The sequence below is a fragment of the Anabaena sp. CCY 9613 genome, from assembly GCF_963920895.1.
GTDB lineage: Bacteria > Cyanobacteriota > Cyanobacteriia > Cyanobacteriales > Nostocaceae > Cyanocohniella.
The window spans coordinates 176,986-192,734 of sequence record NZ_CAWUDE010000001.1 but is presented as its reverse complement, the minus strand read 5'-3'; the positions used below and the strand labels follow the sequence as shown (position 1 = coordinate 192,734).

Annotated in this window: 21 protein-coding genes; 5 read left to right on the top strand and 16 right to left on the bottom strand. The window is 41.3% G+C overall.

Annotated features, from left to right (window positions below):
- The first annotated feature begins 8 nt into the window (after positions 1–8).
- Positions 9–809 carry a DUF3598 family protein gene (locus tag ACM0OT_RS00775; RefSeq protein ID WP_414561878.1) on the top strand — a complete coding sequence of 267 codons (801 nt, stop codon included), beginning with the start codon at positions 9–11 and terminating at the stop codon, positions 807–809.
- Between the two features lies 1 nt (position 810).
- On the opposite strand, the gene ACM0OT_RS00770 is transcribed toward ACM0OT_RS00775, so the two are convergent.
- From ACM0OT_RS00770 to aat, 4 genes are all read right to left on the bottom strand, one after another.
- Positions 811–1,137, bottom strand: coding sequence for a type II toxin-antitoxin system RelE/ParE family toxin (locus tag ACM0OT_RS00770; protein WP_414561876.1), 327 nt, complete (start codon positions 1,135–1,137; stop codon positions 811–813).
- Positions 1,121–1,384 (bottom strand): hypothetical protein, encoded by a 264-nt coding sequence (locus ACM0OT_RS00765; protein WP_414561874.1) that lies wholly within the window; start codon positions 1,382–1,384, stop codon positions 1,121–1,123. The genes ACM0OT_RS00770 and ACM0OT_RS00765 overlap by 17 nt, the downstream gene beginning before the upstream one ends.
- A gap of 200 nt (positions 1,385–1,584) precedes the next feature.
- Positions 1,585–1,929, bottom strand: coding sequence for a hypothetical protein (locus ACM0OT_RS00760; RefSeq protein ID WP_414561873.1), 345 nt, complete (start codon positions 1,927–1,929; stop codon positions 1,585–1,587).
- Positions 1,930–2,017: 88 nt separating this feature from the next.
- Positions 2,018–2,593: a leucyl/phenylalanyl-tRNA--protein transferase gene (aat, locus tag ACM0OT_RS00755; protein WP_414561871.1), complete on the bottom strand. Its 576-nt coding sequence runs from the start codon at positions 2,591–2,593 to the stop codon at positions 2,018–2,020.
- Positions 2,594–2,756: 163 nt separating this feature from the next.
- Between aat and ACM0OT_RS00750 the strand changes: the two genes are divergently transcribed.
- A complete protein-coding gene (locus ACM0OT_RS00750; RefSeq protein WP_414543743.1) occupies positions 2,757–3,086 on the top strand; it encodes a hypothetical protein in 330 nt (109 codons plus the stop codon).
- Positions 3,087–3,174: 88 nt separating this feature from the next.
- On the opposite strand, the gene rpsN is transcribed toward ACM0OT_RS00750, so the two are convergent.
- The 10 genes from rpsN to ACM0OT_RS00700 all read right to left on the bottom strand — a co-directional run bounded on the left by rpsN (position 3,175) and on the right by ACM0OT_RS00700 (position 10,474).
- Positions 3,175–3,477: a 30S ribosomal protein S14 gene (gene rpsN, locus ACM0OT_RS00745; RefSeq protein ID WP_414543742.1), complete on the bottom strand. Its 303-nt coding sequence runs from the start codon at positions 3,475–3,477 to the stop codon at positions 3,175–3,177.
- Positions 3,478–3,565: 88 nt separating this feature from the next.
- Positions 3,566–4,243: an endonuclease III gene (gene nth, locus ACM0OT_RS00740; RefSeq protein ID WP_414561869.1), complete on the bottom strand. Its 678-nt coding sequence runs from the start codon at positions 4,241–4,243 to the stop codon at positions 3,566–3,568.
- On the bottom strand, positions 4,219–5,316 hold the full coding sequence (gene rseP / locus ACM0OT_RS00735; RefSeq protein ID WP_414561868.1) for an RIP metalloprotease RseP: 1,098 nt from the start codon (positions 5,314–5,316) through the stop codon (positions 4,219–4,221). The genes nth and rseP overlap by 25 nt, the downstream gene beginning before the upstream one ends.
- A 142-nt stretch (positions 5,317–5,458) precedes the next feature.
- Positions 5,459–5,842, bottom strand: coding sequence for a PIN domain-containing protein (locus ACM0OT_RS00730; protein ID WP_414561866.1), 384 nt, complete (start codon positions 5,840–5,842; stop codon positions 5,459–5,461).
- A complete protein-coding gene (locus ACM0OT_RS00725; RefSeq protein WP_414562232.1) occupies positions 5,835–6,077 on the bottom strand; it encodes a hypothetical protein in 243 nt (80 codons plus the stop codon). Before ACM0OT_RS00725 ends, ACM0OT_RS00730 begins: the two co-directional genes overlap by 8 nt.
- Before the next feature lie 7 nt (positions 6,078–6,084).
- Entirely contained in the window at positions 6,085–6,267 is a 183-nt protein-coding gene (locus tag ACM0OT_RS00720; RefSeq protein ID WP_414561865.1) for a hypothetical protein, read from the bottom strand.
- 130 nt (positions 6,268–6,397) lie between these two features.
- Complete coding sequence (locus ACM0OT_RS00715) at positions 6,398–7,348, bottom strand: phosphotransferase enzyme family protein (protein WP_414561863.1); 951 nt, start codon at positions 7,346–7,348, stop codon at positions 6,398–6,400.
- Positions 7,349–7,371: 23 nt separating this feature from the next.
- The gene (locus ACM0OT_RS00710) at positions 7,372–8,205 is read right to left on the bottom strand and encodes a class I SAM-dependent methyltransferase (RefSeq protein WP_414561862.1); all 834 of its coding nucleotides are present in this window, start codon (positions 8,203–8,205) and stop codon (positions 7,372–7,374) included.
- A 153-nt stretch (positions 8,206–8,358) separates the two neighbouring features.
- A complete protein-coding gene (gene serS, locus ACM0OT_RS00705; protein ID WP_414561860.1) occupies positions 8,359–9,639 on the bottom strand; it encodes a serine--tRNA ligase in 1,281 nt (426 codons plus the stop codon).
- A 256-nt stretch (positions 9,640–9,895) separates the two neighbouring features.
- Complete coding sequence (locus tag ACM0OT_RS00700) at positions 9,896–10,474, bottom strand: DUF3611 family protein (protein WP_414543736.1); 579 nt, start codon at positions 10,472–10,474, stop codon at positions 9,896–9,898.
- A 555-nt stretch (positions 10,475–11,029) separates the two neighbouring features.
- On the opposite strand from ACM0OT_RS00700, the gene ACM0OT_RS00695 reads away from it, so the two are divergent.
- Both ACM0OT_RS00695 and ACM0OT_RS00690 read left to right on the top strand, forming a co-directional pair.
- Positions 11,030–11,377 carry a PadR family transcriptional regulator gene (locus ACM0OT_RS00695; RefSeq protein ID WP_414543735.1) on the top strand — a complete coding sequence of 116 codons (348 nt, stop codon included), beginning with the start codon at positions 11,030–11,032 and terminating at the stop codon, positions 11,375–11,377.
- A 57-nt stretch (positions 11,378–11,434) separates the two neighbouring features.
- Positions 11,435–11,968, top strand: a complete 534-nt coding sequence (locus tag ACM0OT_RS00690) for a cofactor assembly of complex C subunit B (protein ID WP_414561858.1) — start codon at positions 11,435–11,437, stop codon at positions 11,966–11,968.
- A gap of 401 nt (positions 11,969–12,369) precedes the next feature.
- Here the strand turns inward: ACM0OT_RS00690 and ACM0OT_RS00685 are convergent, their stop codons facing one another.
- Positions 12,370–12,687, bottom strand: coding sequence for a DUF3155 domain-containing protein (locus tag ACM0OT_RS00685; RefSeq protein ID WP_414543733.1), 318 nt, complete (start codon positions 12,685–12,687; stop codon positions 12,370–12,372).
- A 264-nt stretch (positions 12,688–12,951) separates the two neighbouring features.
- On the opposite strand from ACM0OT_RS00685, the gene ACM0OT_RS00680 reads away from it, so the two are divergent.
- Entirely contained in the window at positions 12,952–14,274 is a 1,323-nt protein-coding gene (locus ACM0OT_RS00680) for a sensor histidine kinase (protein WP_414561856.1), read from the top strand.
- A gap of 100 nt (positions 14,275–14,374) precedes the next feature.
- Here the strand turns inward: ACM0OT_RS00680 and ACM0OT_RS00675 are convergent, their stop codons facing one another.
- Positions 14,375–15,613, bottom strand: a complete 1,239-nt coding sequence (locus tag ACM0OT_RS00675) for an S-layer homology domain-containing protein (RefSeq protein WP_414561854.1) — start codon at positions 15,611–15,613, stop codon at positions 14,375–14,377.
- Positions 15,614–15,749 lie beyond the last annotated feature (136 nt).

The window sequence follows — 15,749 nt, the reverse complement described above, 5'->3', positions numbered from 1 at the left end:
TTAAGTTTATGGCATCTCAGTGGGAATCTTTACTGCAAAATCTTGGTGAATGGCAAGGTTCATTTACCCGATTCTCACCCCAAGGAACACTTTTAGAAGATATCAAAAGTGTAGTTTCTTTGTCAGGGTTGAATAATAATCAAACTATCCGTCAAATTGTCAGCCGCCAAGGACAAGCCGATTTAGTTTTAGAATACAGTTCTGTAGCTAGGAGTACACTGTTTTTTGCCAATGGCGCTTTTTCTCAAGGTTCAATTCAGTTAGCACCTTTTACAGAATTTGGGGCTGAACTAGGTTTAATTCATGAGCATCGCCGCTTACGCCTGGTTCAGCTATTTGATAAAAATAGTCAGTTAGATAAAATAACTTTAATTCGAGAACATTTAGCCGGGACTGAACCAGTAGAACGCCCCACCTTACAAATAGAAGACTTGTTGGGAGAATGGCAAGGTGAAGCTGTAACCATATATCCAGATTGGCGTTCGCCTGACAAGTACTCGACAAATTTAAAATTACAACTGGATGATACAGGGCAATTAATTCAAAGTTTGAGTTTTGGTGAACGGACAATTACATCCACTGGAACTATAAACGGTTCTAAAATTAACTTTGATCAAAATCAGATCCAAGTATTACTGTTACCTAATGGCGCTTCAGCTACTTCCCCCTTACAATTACAGTTGCGTCAACCATTATTTTTAGAAGTTGGTTGGTTAATTCAACCTCATCTACGCCAACGCATGATTCGTAGCTACAACAATAAAGGTGAATGGGTTAGTCTGACATTAGTCACAGAAGAAAAAGTTTAACTTATAGCTTCTCTAAGTCGTCTAGCGTCAGTGGTGCTTGGGCGCTATGGCGGACGTACAAAATATAAACTGTCGTATCTCGAATCGTAAACAGCAATCGGTAGATGTTTTTGGATTTTCCGTAAAGAAGTTGGCGGACTTCTTCTGAAAAAATTTCGTGTTCGACTGCTAATTTACAGCGTTGGGGCTTCTCTTGTAAAGTAGCAATAGCATTCATTAATGCTCGAAACCAATTGTCAGCAAATTCAGGATTATGCTCTCGATACCAACCATAGGTTTTCTCAATCTGAGCTTCTGCGATGGGGGTAATCTCAACCTGGAATCTCATACTTTTGCTGCATTTCTTGAATAAAATCTCCTATAGGGCGAGTTTGACCAGAGTTGAGTTCTTCAAAACCTTGCTGAATACCAGCTACTGTCTCCAACTGCTCAATTAGTTGGCTTAATTTGGCGGGGTCAATTTTGCCAGGATCAAGAAAAGTGACGAGAACTTGAGTGCGATCGCTTAAATCTTGGGGTAACTCATTGAGTTGAATTTGGCCATTTTGATAAATACCTGCGATGGTTTTTAGCATAGATTGTAATGGCGTGATTTCTTCAATTCATTATGGCAAGGTTACACGATTTTGATCAACATTTCTTGCGGTTCGTAGGGTAATTGCAAAGCGTTTCCTAGCACTTAGTTAAATTTATGCATGAGATTAGACTATTACCACTGAGATGAAAATACCCTACGAAGACTAATTCACAGTTTCAATTAGTAATGCTCAACTGTTTACCTCTGGCGAACATATTCACGCAGTTGAGAACGTAAACCATTAGTAATCATAGGAAAATTATTTATTTCTTGAATGATAGAAGCTTCTGATCTGCCACTTTCTTTGAGTTTTTGAACTAGAGCCTTTGCAAGTGCTTCAACTCCGAACTTTGCAATTACACTTGAGATTGCTGCAATTAAAGTAAGAGCAACTGCACCACCAATCATTCCGAAAGGCCCACCCAAAAAAGCTAATGAGGTTGTAATTGCTACGGCTCCTGCATAAGATGAAGTTGCAACTAGCCCAACCAAAACTAACCCAGCAACTCCTAGACCAGCTAACTTGTTAACCAGCTCATCCATAATGACTGACTCCGTTAAATTTTAGAAAATACTGTTGTTAGTATTCCCAAAAATAATTGGGAGGTAAAACTTTCTGTACATACAGTCATTACACTAACTCACAACTACATTGCAAAGCTTTTTTAAGTAAAACCTGATACTCTTCATCGCCAATGCGATAAGCCCCAAATCGTTCTAAATGAGGATTCATCATTTGAGCATCAAAAAACACAAATTGGCGTTGACGCAATCTTTCCACCAACTTTACCATTGCCACTTTCGAGCCTTCAGGAATGCGGTAAAACATCGACTCACCAATAAAAGCACCGCCAATAACAATCCCTAAAATGCCCCCAGCCAGTTCATCGCCTTGCCAAGTTTCAAAACTATAAGCATAACCATGCTGGTAAAGTAACCAGTAAATTTCTTGTAAATCCCGTGAAATCCAAGTAGTTTCGCGGTTAGCACATCCAGCCACCACTCCCTGAAAGTCACGGTTAATCGCTATTGTAAAACGCTCTTGATTGAGAACACGCTGCAACGACTTAGGATAACGAAATCGCTCATCCAAAGGAATCAAAGTGCGATCGCGGCTTCCATACCATCCCAGGCCTGTATTGTCGTCAGCCATGAGAAAATAACCTTGAGCATAACCACGAATAATAGCAGCGATATTATATTGCATAATTAAGCAAAATAAACAAACCTCAGAGGAACGCTCATGTGTTTCTCCTGAGGGGTGATGCCTCCGGCACGTCTGCGACGAACACCAGCGGACTGTGGTGGGAAACCTTTCCGCAGCGCTGGTTCATTGCAATTTTCTCAGCGTTCCTCTGCGTTTAAAAAAGATGACTGAAGCAATTCCACCCATCACTCTACCACCGTCTCAAAACCCCCTACTCGAAGGTGAATGGTTGCAAGATCGTTTATTGCGGTGGCTAGACACAGAATTTTTACCAGAAATAGTCAATCAAAAAATTGCCCAACGCGCCGCCCAAATTTTTGTCCGACAACGCATGGAAGGAGAAAATGACCTCGGATCTCTAGTAATAGCTATTGTCACAGAGATGCAGGCATTTGATTTTTCCAAAAGCTTTTATGGAGAGTTTGCGATCGCCAACGCCGTCAGCGATCTACTCTTAGAAAGTCTAGGTATAGACCGTTGTTGTGGTCAATAACAACCCCTGGGGGGAAGTCAAAATTTTTGAATTATTGCGGTCATTAGTTCTTTGTCCAAACTAATGACTAATGACTAATGACCAATAACTACCAACTAGACTTAACAACTCCAGGTAACAAGCCTTCATGCGCCCATTCCCGTAGCACGTTCCGAGATAGTCCAAAGTCGCTATAAACACCTCTAGGACGACCAGTTACCCAGCAGCGATTGCGGCGGCGACTGGGCGCACTGTTACGGGGAAGCTGTTGAATTTTCCGGTGAATTTCCAACTTGTCTAAAGGAGATTCTGTTGTTCTGAACTCTTCTAGCAACGCTTCCCGCTTTTCGGCGTACTTTTCTACCATTTTGGCGCGTTTTTTCTCGCGCTCAATCATACTCTTTTTTGCCATACACTCTCTAACAGATTTAAAGACAGCATTTTCTATTCTACAGTGTCCCCATTGATTCTAGGGATTTTTTATTTTCTCTACCCTGCCATCAACTGTTTTTCCCCGTGGGGCATAAATCACTCAACTGACAAGCTTCACAAGCAGGAGAACGAGCCTTACACACAGCACGACCGTGATAAATCAGGCGAATTGACCAATTTTCCCAATCTGCTTGAGGTAACAACGCCATTAAATCTTTTTCAATGCGGATGGGGTCAGGATGTTTCGTTAAACCTAAACGTTGGCTCAGGCGCTTAACGTGAGTATCTACTGTCACCCCAGAATTAATTCCATAAGCGTGAGCTAAGACTACATTTGCGGTTTTGCGCGCCACACCTGGAAGTTTTAATAATTGCTCCATTTGGTTGGGAACCACAGAGTTAAACTCGCTGACAATCATCCGACAAGCTGCTTGAATATTCTTGGATTTATTGCGATAAAACCCTGTAGAACGCACCAAGTTTTCTAATTCTCCTAAGTCAGCATTAGCTAAACTAGCTGCGTCAGGAAACCGCTCAAATAACGCTGGTGTAACTTTATTGACTCGCTCATCCGTACACTGGGCAGAGAGAATAGTTGCCACCAGCAGTTGTACAGGCGTTGAGTAATTCAAAGAGCAAGTTGCATCGGGATAAAGATCCTGCAAACGAGCAAGAATTTCTAACGCCCGTTGCTTTTGAGATGGTGATTTGCGGGTAACAATCACTGGAACAACTTTTGCACCCATTCCAACTGGGAAGTTAATTGAGTGGTTTCTTTGACTATCAGAAAAATGCCTAGTCCTAAAAGTAGCACTAAACCAGTTTGCATCACACCTTCTTGAATCCGATTAGGTAATGGCTTACCGCGCACGCCTTCAATCAGCAAAAATGCCAGTTGTCCACCATCTAAAGCTGGTAAAGGCAAGATATTGATAATTGCCAAGTTAATGCTAATCAAAGCGGCAAAGAAGAACAAACTGCCTGTATCATTTTGGGCGATATTTGAACCAATTTGCACAATTTTAATCGGCCCAGCCACTTGACCAGCAGTTTCGCCGAAGTTGGTAATCAGTTGTCCAAATCCTTGAAACGTCATCGTCACAAGGCGCTGGAATTCTGTAGCACCAATATTAAAAGCTCTTCCCAGATTATTCACAGGACGGCGGACAACTTCACCGTTGGGAGCAAGTCCGATGCCAATACTGCCTCCTGTGGGCTTATCTTCAGGAATTACATTCACTGATAGCCTTTGGTCGCCACGGGCAATTTCTAGTTGCACAGGCTGATTTGGACTATTTTTAATAATGTCCCGAAAATCTTCTATATCTTGCAGCACAGTCCCAAATTGTCTTTGATCCGCTGCTAAGATGACATCTCCTGGTTGAATACCTGCTTCAGATGCTACAGAACTAACCTCTGGTGCTAACTGTTTGATTAAAACTCCTGGTTGGCTAGCTTCCCCTATGCCGACAACGCTCACCTGGGTTACCAATAGCAAATAGGCAAATATTAAATTTGCGATGACTCCCGCACTGATGACGATCGCCCGGTCTAAAATGGGACGGTTACGCAGCAAATTCGGGTCGTTGGGTGGAATATCGCTATCTGGGTCATCGTCGGGAAAGCCCACAAAACCCCCCAAGGGAAAGGCTCGGACAGCATATTCGGTTTGAGATCCCTGGTACTTCCAAAGAACTGGGCCAAACCCCAAAGAAAAACGGTTAACGTGAATACCTTGAGAACGGGCGGCGATGAAATGTCCGAACTCGTGTACCAAGATCAAAACAGCCAAGACTGCGATCGCTGCTAAAACTGACATAGAGCAAATTAATCAAAATATTCGGATATATCTTTTCATTGTAGTAGTTCAAGAACAAGCACATAGGCTCCAGCTATCCTACGATCTCAGATGATGCCTAGGTTGAGCTAGCCAATGTCTATGATGATGTTCCCCCTCGACACTAACGCACCACTCTAATTTCAATTCCCATGTTAAGGTTAGTCCACAAACGATCAGTGATTATCACAGGCTGGTTCAGAACAACACCTAAAGCCAGACAAGCACGGTTTCCAAATGAAAGCCCGATAGATTTAGTCGCTGGACGCAACATTCCCGCCTTTAATGCTTGTTCTTCATTAAAAAGAATCACCTCAAGATTGAGATTCAAGATAATTTGCCTAATCTCTTCTTCAGGGATTCCTGCTTCTGCTAGCTTTGCTATAACTTCCGATAGGTTGATACTACTAATTGCTGCATTGTCAATTAACTGCAAAATTTCTTCGCTACCAGTTTCTTGATTAAGCAACGCCAAAACAGCAGAGGCATCTACAACAAATTCACTCATTCAAACTCTCCAATCTTCGCTCCTCAATCAACTCTTGAGAAAGTTTTCTACTAGCAGGAATATATTTTCTCAAAAGAGCCTGAGCTTCTTGGACAGAAGTTTGAACGCTACTACGGATTGGTTGATCTTCTAGTACGAGAACAGCATTATATTCACCTACAGGTAGGTCTACAGGAGAATTAACTAACAACTTGCCATCTTGGGTAATGGTGACGATTATTTCTAATGTTTTCATCATTGAACTAAACAATATTCCCCAATGTTTTACCTTTACCTGCAATAGATGCGGGGGGAGTGCCTCGTTTTTTCGATGGAAAAGTTTCTTCGATGTAGGTAACAATTACACGATCTGCATTAACTTGGGGCTGTTCCGATACCCATTTTATTTGACCGTTCTCATAAATGGCTTCGTAACTTTTTAGCATCGCCAGCCTGGTCTGATTAATCTTTGCGCTCTTTTATTATAGTGTGGGCGATCGCACCCCTCAATAACAAACTACAAATAACCTCCAACTTTCACGCAGAACTTATTAATTGTCAGATGCATTGAGATTTTTAAAGCACTGTCTCGACTGCATTATGAAATGCTTCAACGGCAAACGGCAATTCTTCCATGACAAATGCTAACTCCTCAGAATTGGCAACAAGAAAGCCGAGATTATCAACATAAGCTAAGCACAGGAACACTTGTTTTAGGTTTGTGTAATCAGCAGGCAATTGTTTTACAGATTCGTAACCTTGTAAAAAAACTTTCTGTTGTTGCTCTTCAAGCTCCATCAGCGCTAAAGCAAGGTCATAAAGGTAAAAACCGAAACCACAACGTTCAAAGTCAATGATGTACACTTCTTCATTGCAGAGTAAGTAGTTACCAGAATGAAAGTCAGCATGAATAATACCAAATTTATCTTGCTTGCGTTCCAATTGAGCAAAATAATTGATTATATAGTTAGCATTGGTCTGCAAACTATTTAAGTCATTTTTATCTAACTCGGTGTTGCTTAAAACCCTATACAACGCCTCTAAACGTCCACTGAAATGTACCTCATCAAACGTATGGCGTTTGAAGCCTGCGGGCAGTCTAAACTGTTGCGAATGTATATGAAGTTGTGCCATTAGAGAGCCGACTTTTGCAAGTTGCTCATCGGTCAAAGTGTTCACAGTAGGTGGAATTTTTCCTTCTACCCAGGACATGAGTGTACACAGCGTTTCTGGCTCATCATCAACAGACACACTTGTAACTAGCTCTCCGGTGAGATTGAAAATAGGTTTAGAAATTACCAAAGGTGTATCGCTTTGCAAACTATTTAACCAAGCTAGCTCCGACCATATGGCGACTTGGTCATGAAGTGCAGATGTGTGCAGACGCAACAAATAGGATATGCTGTCAATATCTACTTTAAAGTTAGTGTTACTAGCTCCGCCCATGCGTGTTAGTTGAGCGTTTTCTAAACCATATTTATTAACTGCTTCAATTGCAAGATTTAATAACTTCTTGTCATTCATCATCTATGGTTCCAAAAGTGCTTTAACTAAGCTAGGGGAGATGTGATCGCATTGAATTTATGAGCTGTTACAAAGAACATTGTGACATCATTCCAATAGCCTTCTTTGGTTGCAGCTTTATTCACCTCTGTAAAGTATTCTTGCTTACATTGCTCTAACTGTTCCTCTGACCATTTTGCATTCTGAAGTCCAAATGCACTCTTGGCATTACCAGTCCAAGCAACTTCCGCATCTTGCAAAAAGAAACCCAATTGCTCAGTTGTAATTTCGATTTCTTCAAACCCAATCATTTCAAGTATTTTACAACACCTGTCAGGCGTTCCCAGTAATTCATTGGGATTCCGGATAGTGATGCCGTACTTTTGTACCACTGCTCGAAACAAAAAAGATGCGGTTGGGGAGGTTTCTGCAAGACAGGAAAATGCCACAACTCCTCCTGGTTTCAAAGCATTGTGCCATCGACGAAGTGATTTCGGAATATCTGTTAAGTAGGCGATCGCTGATGAGCATAAAATAGCATCAAATTGGTTTTCCTGGAATTGTTGCTCATCTGCATCCGCTTTCTCAAATATGATATTAGTTAGCCCTAAAGTTTCAAGTTTCTGTTGTGCTTGCTGCAACATTCCTGAAGCAAAATCGATTCCCAAAACATGACCTGTAGAACTAACTATCTGAGCCGCAGCAATAGCTGCTAGACCTGTACCAGTAGCGATATCTAAAACTTGATAACCTGGTTGTAACTTTGCCAAATCTACTAATCGACTTGCAGCTCGTCTATGAAACTCATTCTCGTAGTTTTGGCGGTTGTTGAAATCATGAATAATCTGCTGTTTGTAAGCACTTAACGATGAATAACTCATATCGAACTGTTCATAGAGGCTCTTATAAAGTGAAGACCACCATAATTTATATTCAAGTTTTAAATCATGGTGGTGGAGGTGTTCGCAGTTCATTACATTTGTAATTGTTGAACTATGCCAAATTTGATGGTATTACCATGCTTTTTCTCCGAGTTACAACACTTCTCGGCCTAAAAATGGTTGTAACACTTCTGGTATTAAAATTGTCCCATCTGGTTGCTGATAATTCTCTAGAATCGCTGCCATAGTTCTGCCTACAGCTAAACCAGAACCATTCAAAGTATGGACAAACTGCGTCCCTTTCTTACCAGCTTCTTTAAAGCGAATATCAGCCCGTCGTGCTTGAAAATCAAAACAATTAGAACAACTAGAGATTTCTCGATATTTACCAGAAGATGGTAGCCATACTTCTAAATCATAAGTTTTTGTGGCTCCAAAACCTAAATCAGCAGTACATAAATTGAGGACTCGGTAAGGTAATTTTAAAGCCTGTAAAATTGCTTCGGCATTCCCCACCAATTTTTCTAATTCATCAAACGAAGAATCGGGATGCACAACTTTCACCAACTCAACTTTATTGAATTGATGCAGACGAATTAAACCCCGCATATCTCGTCCATAACTTCCGGCTTCCCGCCGAAAACAGGGAGTATAAGCACAGTGATAAATTGGTAACTCTTCCGCAGCCAGAATTTCTCCTCGGTAAAGGTTGGTAACGGGAACTTCTGCTGTGGGTATCAACCACAACTCATCATCAGCACATTTAAAGCTTTCTTCTGCAAACTTGGGTAACTGACCGGTTCCGGTTAAAGAATCAGTATTCACTAACAAAGGCGGACTAACTTCTACATAACCAGCTTCGGTTTGCGTCTTCAGCATAAACTGAATCAATGCCCTTTCCAAGGCTGCACCCGCACCAACAAGAGTCACAAAACGACTTTGGGCAACTTTCACAGCACGCTCAAAGTTGAGTATCCCTAGTTTTTCGCCTATTTCCCAATGAGGAAGAATATTCGGGTTTTGGGGGAGATATTCATCACCCCATCGCCGTACTTCGACGTTCTCTTCTTCACTCTGACCAATGGGTGTGGAGTCGCTGGGTAAATTAGGGAGCGCTAATACAAGTTGCTCAATTTCCGCTTTCAGGGCTTTTTCTTGCGGTTCCAGTTCACTCAATTGCGCTTTCACAGAGTTACCTTCATCCCGCAAAACTTGAATTTCTGGAGATTGAGGACTCACACCAGATTTAATTTTTTGCCCAACAATTTTACCAATTTCGTTACTACGAGCTTGAAGTTGACTGCGTGTCCCCTCCAATTCCCGTTGTTGCTTGTCTAGCTGTAATATCGGTTCGATGTCGTATTTACCACTACGACTGTTTAACCGTTCTTGAATTAATTGGGGATTTTCCCGTATTTGCTTAATATCCAGCACAGATTTTTCTCGGTTTTTTGCCTAGGGTCTTCTTGCTAAAACATCAGCATATACTGATTTTGGTTTGCTAGGGCAGGAATTGCCCATACAAAAATTTTGCCTGATAAATCTTGCCAGGAGTTATAAATACAGTTGTTTTATCTTTTTGGCTGTTTTTTCTTACCTTTTCAGTAACTGGTATTGGTCTTCATAGTTGGCTGGGAGGGTTCCAGAAAAGTATTGTAAATATCTGGGAATTATTTGCTATACAAATAATCTAAGTTCGGGTAATCCGATTGAGTAGCCATATCGACACTCCCAGCCCTGCAAAATGCGCTGAAACGGTGTTGATATTCGCTTGGACTACCAGCATATCTAAACCGCTAATAATTCGTGTAGGGTCAAATAATTGGGTTGTGACAGCTTGAGGAGATATAGACCTGGCTACTAAAGTACCGACAATTGCCTGTGAACCTAAAAGTGTCACCAGCATTCCCACTAAATTCACCCATAGACCTAGACGTAACACCTGCAAAGTCTCGCTTTTACGCGGGCGGTTGCTAGGATTTGAGGATTGTAATTGGTTACCAATTCTGGTGTAACGGTAAGCCAAATAAATGCCCCCACCCAAAATTAAAATTCCACAAACTGCCAAAAATACACCAAACCCAGTTCCAGGATTATTACTAGGGCTGCCATCCCTCTGGCTAAAAATGGCGAACAGCAACACAATAATCGCAGAGACAACACCGAGAACTAGCTGTATCCAAAAGCTAATCCAACCAGTCAGGCGAAAGGTTTGAGCAATTGCCCTCAGAGTAGAGGAGGAAGATGGAGTGTCGGGGTTTTGTGACATACGGATCACCAATGCGCTAAGGACTTGTTACGTTTAATATCACACTTACCAGATGAGATCTGAGTATCTCAAGTCCAGCTAGTCAGTACTGAATGCTTATTTGATTGTGTATACAAGCATATAGGCTTTCGTATCGACATTTCACAAGGCTTAATTTTTGAGATTTTATACTGTGATAATCACCGTAAAACAAAGTGTTTATTAACTTTTGCAGACAAAACGGCATTTTACCTGTAAAATTTCTTCGATGGCATTTTATGCTTCAGCCGTTCTAACTAGTTCGGCATTGCTTGGCACAAAAAAAGTGACCCAGCCACTGCTTTAATTCCTCCTCACCACCACATCTAGAGCTTGGGTAGGAGTGTAACTTTTTACGCTCCTAAAATTGGCGCTTTCATCCTGCGACTTTTATCACGTGGGTATTTGTTTTAATGTTTACACTTTGCAAATCTTATCTGAGTAGCTCTATATACCTACTTATTGTGTAGTAGTACTTATATAGACTATAAAGATTGTAGATACCACCATCAGGCATTTTTTAGCCATTCAACTATCATGAAACTTGAGGATATATATCAATTCTTTGAAAATCCTCCGCCAACTTATCTCTGTCAGGAATTGGCAGTTTGTTACATATTGTACATTTTGTTACAAACTGAATCCTACGGTACTGAGTTGATCCAGCGATTGGAAACTGAATACCCTACCTATCGGCTTTCAGATACCGTACTTTATAGTGCAATTAAATTTCTCGAAGACCAAAGGGCTATCACTGGGTATTGGAAGAAACTTGAAGGGCGAGGACGGCCCAGGCGGATGTACCAAGTTTCTCCAGAATGGCAAGAGCAGTCACAGAATTTGGCACATCTTTGGCAAGATTACATCAACGGGAGGACAAATTAACGAATAATTGATGATGAATAAGTCCCCTCCCATGAAAAAAAAGCACAATTTTTAGTTATGGATACTGCTATTTTGCCATCTACATTACTGCTAACTTTGTTGTTATCAGTCGGATTGTTTTTCTTTATTCGGGCTGCAACTAAAGACCGCACAACAACATTACAACTCGTCTCTGAGCAAGATGAAGCTGCTTTAATGCCAAAAATTAAAGAGTATTTTCGTTCAAGGGCTTACCAAGTAGCAGCGATAAACCGCGACAAAAATCAAGTGGTTTTTGAAGGTTTTGTACAACCTAGTTTATTTTTAGCTGTGTTTTTGACATTGCTAGCATCTGTGGGGATGGTCTGTCTGGCTTTGGTTTTATCGTTGCTTTTTCCTCAATTTGGAACACTGTTTCTCTGGCTGGTAATACTATCACCTTTGAGTGGACTATTTTATTGGAAAAAAGCCGGAAGAGTTGAGCAGGTATTGTTCAAAATAGAAAAAACTAACCAGGGTGAACCGAACTTCCCTAGCAAAATTACTATAGTTGCCCATCGAGATGAACTGATAGAGTTACAGAAAGCTCTACAGTTAGAATCTGCTGAATAGTTGATAACTGTAATGTTGTGAATAGTATCTTCGTTTACAACATTTCCGACAGAAAAATATGTAAAGTTTCCCTACAACATAGTGTTGTAGGGAAAATTTTATAGCTGTTTACAGAGCCTACGTGGCCATCCATTAATGGAGAGCGCAACTCAACTCTCACTTGCGGATGCATTTTGCTCTATCCTGACTCCCCGCTACATCATTTGACTAGATCAAGTCTTACAAACCTAAGTGGTCTGAAAAGACGTTGATTGTCCAATTAAGTTGATTAATTGGTATAGATTTCCTGGCAAATCAGTCACAAACTTAAAAAAATTGGAAACTTTGCATAAACTGAGCAACTTTGCCAGTTAAATGATTCTCAGAAGCCAATTCAATACGTTAAGATAACCATCTGTGAATTAACGGCTAGCCACAGCCAGAAGTTCTGCTCCTGCGGGAGCTTCTAATGTCCGCAGGCTGGGAAACAAGAAATGGTTCTCTTCCACGTATTGGGCACCAAACAGACCCTTTTCTGCCCAGAAATAACGGTCTGTAGTATGCTCGTTTCGCTTTACGAGTAGCAACGCCGGTGGAGCAATTCCTTCAGCTTGAATGAATTTTCTTGCTGCTGTTACAGGTTTTTCCTCGCCGCTTTCGATGCTATATTGAGGCACATGTTCAAGAATACGTCGTCCTTCTTGGCGACGACGACTTTTCCGCTTACGTCTTCTTGCCAATTTATTTTCCTCCTCTTTCAAGCTATAGATTGTAGTTATAGCTACAAAATCCGTCGCAATTATATAATTTCTAGTTCAAAATATCAAGAGTTTTTAAACTTTTGATACAAGAAAAACAATGTTTGAAAGTGATGAAGCATATAATCCCCTGGTGCAAACCATTACTGAAAAGATTTAGTTAAGCTTTATTCAAAGTGTGAGGAAAATAAAGTAACTTCCTTTCATCTTCCCTCAAATTCTGTGATTCTGAGCAAAAGCTAAAAAATGTTAATGTCTGCCAGTTCAGATTTTGTTGCTCTATGCCGAGAGCAAATAGCACTGCTAACCCAAGGACTGGGTGCATCGTTAAGTGTTGTTTACTTAACACAAGAATTGGTAGAGGCTCCCACTGGTGAGGCAAAACTAATTCCGGTGGTGGTTTACCCGGAGACAGCAGTATTGCAACCGGGGCAAGAAATTGCCGAGGCCACAGTGGGTAATATTTTGGTACTACCTCAGCAACAAGAAAGGTTATTAACAGCAGGAATAGAGTCTCCTATTCCTTCACAGGAGAAACAAACGCCAGATGCTAATGAGGAATCTCATCTGGGTGGACACCAAATTGTCTTGCCTCTGATCCATGAAGGTGTGATGATGGGGCTATTGGTGACAGGCAGAAAAGACAGGGCATGGAATGAGCAGGAGCAAAGCGAAATTCAAAATATCGTCCAAACGCTGGCGATCGCCTGTATATTAGATCAGCGTCGAGCCTGGTTACAGCATCAGTTACATCAACAACAATTACTGCAAGAACAGCAGCGAGATTTGCTGGATAACCTCCTACACCAATTCCGGAACCCGTTAACGGCAATCCGAACTTTTGGGAAACTGCTATTCAAACGACTGCGAGCAGGTGATCCTAACCGAGAGGTAGGAGCGAATATTGTTCGAGAAAGCGATCGCCTCCAGGAATTGCTACAACAATTTGATCAGGTAATTGATTGGACTGAGGCAGATTTAGGGCAATTATCATTACCTGAAAATGAAGTATTTGTAGAAGCAACTGTGCAACAAGAATCCAAACCAGCACTATTATTGCCGGGAATAGGAGAAAAAGAAACTGATTTTGCCGTAGCTGATTTATTAACACCATTATTAGTCTCAGCAAAAGCCATAGCTCAGGAAAGAAATCTGCAACTAAAAGCTGAAATTCCCCAAAAATTACCATTAGTACGTGCCAACATCAAAGCATTACAAGAAGTTTTTAGTAATATTATTGATAACGCCTTGAAATATACTCCTACAGGTGGCAAAATTTCCATTCAAGTAGGGCACAAAAAAGCTAATTTTTTAGGAATTGCTATTAGTGATAATGGCCCTGGTATTCCCCCAGAAGATTTAGCACATTTGGGAGAACGACATTACCGGGGAGTACAAGCACAAACTGAAATTCCCGGTACAGGTTTAGGGCTAGCGATCGCTAAACAATTAATACAACAAATGCAGGGCGAAATTGAAATTTTCAGCCCTGCTATTAACTCAGTTATTGCTGTACCCGATATGCCGGGGACTACGTTTATGATTTGGTTACCCTTAAGTGGTGAGTAGTGCCGCTGCGCGGAAGTCAAAAGTCAAAAGTCAAAAGTCAAAAAGCTTTTATTTTGGACTAATGACTAATGACTAATGACCAATGACCAATGACTAATGACTATCTCACTGAAACTAGCAAGTTTTGATTAATGGTCATTTGTAAGTCTGTATTGGGATTAATGGCGATGAGGTCAACGCTGCTTCTGCCAAAGAACAGACCAATTAAACCACCAATAGCAGCACCGCCCAAGACTTCTTCTGTAGCGATGGCGCGATCGCCTGTGACCGCAGACACCGCAGCCGCAGCACCTGCACCTAATGCTGTATTTCTGATAATTGTGCTGGTGCTAGTACCTTTTCTTACGGTTTCAGTTGTGGTAATTACTTGAGAAGAAGCGTTAATTTGATACTCTTGACCTGTGGTCAAAACTAGTCTTTCAGCTACAAATTGAGAACCACCTTGGGCTGGTCTGAGTTGACCTACAACTTGGCTACCAGCAGGAATGACTACAGTTCCATCTTGGGTAACTACATTCTGACCTACTGTGAGAGTCAAGGGTGCTGTTTCATCCTTTGTGACTAGGATTTTTTCTGCTTGGTCGTATGTTACAGGAATTGCAGTTCCTTGAGGAATGGTTACAGATACTGGTGTGGGTGTAGTGGGTTGCTGCGCTACGATGTAGGGCGAACTAATTGCTGAGGCTTGATTATTACTTACCAATGCCTGATAGATAAATGCAGCTACTTGTGCGCGGGTAGCGGTTGCAGTGGGATTCAGGAATTGAACATTAGGATAGTTCACCACAATTTGCCGTTCAGTGGCCGCCGCGATGGGGCTACGGGCCCAGTCAGCAATATTAAAGCTATCGCTGAAGGATTGCAGAGCAGTTTGGGTGTTTGTGGGAGAATATCCCAGACCGTTAGCTAAAGAAACCAAAACTTGTTGACGGGGAATATTTTGGTTCGGTTCAAAGCGATTACCAGGATATCCAGCCAAGAAACCAATGGTATAAGATTGGCGAATGGCATTAGCTGCCCAGAAGTTACTTGGGACATCTACAAAATTGACTGCCTGACGTTGTGGTGCTTTTTGGAAAGCATTGTTGATCATCGCGGCAAATTGAGCGCGGGTAACTGGTTCTTCGGGACGGAAGCTACCATCAGGAAATCCGGCGATTACACCCCGTTGTGACAATTGTTGAATGAATTGTGCTGCCCAATAGTTAGATGGAACATCATAAAAAGTGGTTTGAGCCGAAGCTGGTGCAGTTGCGATAAAAGGTGCTACAGCGCTTGCTGTGACACTCAAAGCCATAAGTGCAGCTGTTCCAGATTGCCAAGGATTTAAATTAAACATTACTCTTTACTCCAGTAAAATTTATTTTTTCTTCTGTTATTTATTTAGACAATGTACAGATGTAAAAGTTCCTATTTTTTCTCTGTTATTAGTTGGATATTAGTCCTATTAATTTAATAAATATCGTATTTACACT

Coding starts and splice junctions, on each gene's coding strand:
- ACM0OT_RS00775 (WP_414561878.1), top strand. CDS start 9: ATGGCATCTCAGTGGGAATCTTTACTGCAAAATCTTGGTGAATGGCAA.
- ACM0OT_RS00770 (WP_414561876.1), bottom strand. CDS start 1,137: ATGAGATTCCAGGTTGAGATTACCCCCATCGCAGAAGCTCAGATTGAG.
- ACM0OT_RS00765 (WP_414561874.1), bottom strand. CDS start 1,384: ATGCTAAAAACCATCGCAGGTATTTATCAAAATGGCCAAATTCAACTC.
- ACM0OT_RS00760 (WP_414561873.1), bottom strand. CDS start 1,929: ATGGATGAGCTGGTTAACAAGTTAGCTGGTCTAGGAGTTGCTGGGTTA.
- aat (WP_414561871.1), bottom strand. CDS start 2,593: ATGCAATATAATATCGCTGCTATTATTCGTGGTTATGCTCAAGGTTAT.
- ACM0OT_RS00750 (WP_414543743.1), top strand. CDS start 2,757: ATGACTGAAGCAATTCCACCCATCACTCTACCACCGTCTCAAAACCCC.
- rpsN (WP_414543742.1), bottom strand. CDS start 3,477: ATGGCAAAAAAGAGTATGATTGAGCGCGAGAAAAAACGCGCCAAAATG.
- nth (WP_414561869.1), bottom strand. CDS start 4,243: ATGGGTGCAAAAGTTGTTCCAGTGATTGTTACCCGCAAATCACCATCT.
- rseP (WP_414561868.1), bottom strand. CDS start 5,316: ATGTCAGTTTTAGCAGCGATCGCAGTCTTGGCTGTTTTGATCTTGGTA.
- ACM0OT_RS00730 (WP_414561866.1), bottom strand. CDS start 5,842: ATGAGTGAATTTGTTGTAGATGCCTCTGCTGTTTTGGCGTTGCTTAAT.
- ACM0OT_RS00725 (WP_414562232.1), bottom strand. CDS start 6,077: ATGAAAACATTAGAAATAATCGTCACCATTACCCAAGATGGCAAGTTG.
- ACM0OT_RS00720 (WP_414561865.1), bottom strand. CDS start 6,267: ATGCTAAAAAGTTACGAAGCCATTTATGAGAACGGTCAAATAAAATGG.
- ACM0OT_RS00715 (WP_414561863.1), bottom strand. CDS start 7,348: ATGATGAATGACAAGAAGTTATTAAATCTTGCAATTGAAGCAGTTAAT.
- ACM0OT_RS00710 (WP_414561862.1), bottom strand. CDS start 8,205: ATGAGTTATTCATCGTTAAGTGCTTACAAACAGCAGATTATTCATGAT.
- ACM0OT_RS00700 (WP_414543736.1), bottom strand. CDS start 10,474: ATGTCACAAAACCCCGACACTCCATCTTCCTCCTCTACTCTGAGGGCA.
- ACM0OT_RS00695 (WP_414543735.1), top strand. CDS start 11,030: ATGAAACTTGAGGATATATATCAATTCTTTGAAAATCCTCCGCCAACT.
- ACM0OT_RS00690 (WP_414561858.1), top strand. CDS start 11,435: ATGGATACTGCTATTTTGCCATCTACATTACTGCTAACTTTGTTGTTA.
- ACM0OT_RS00680 (WP_414561856.1), top strand. CDS start 12,952: ATGTTAATGTCTGCCAGTTCAGATTTTGTTGCTCTATGCCGAGAGCAA.
- ACM0OT_RS00675 (WP_414561854.1), bottom strand. CDS start 15,613: ATGTTTAATTTAAATCCTTGGCAATCTGGAACAGCTGCACTTATGGCT.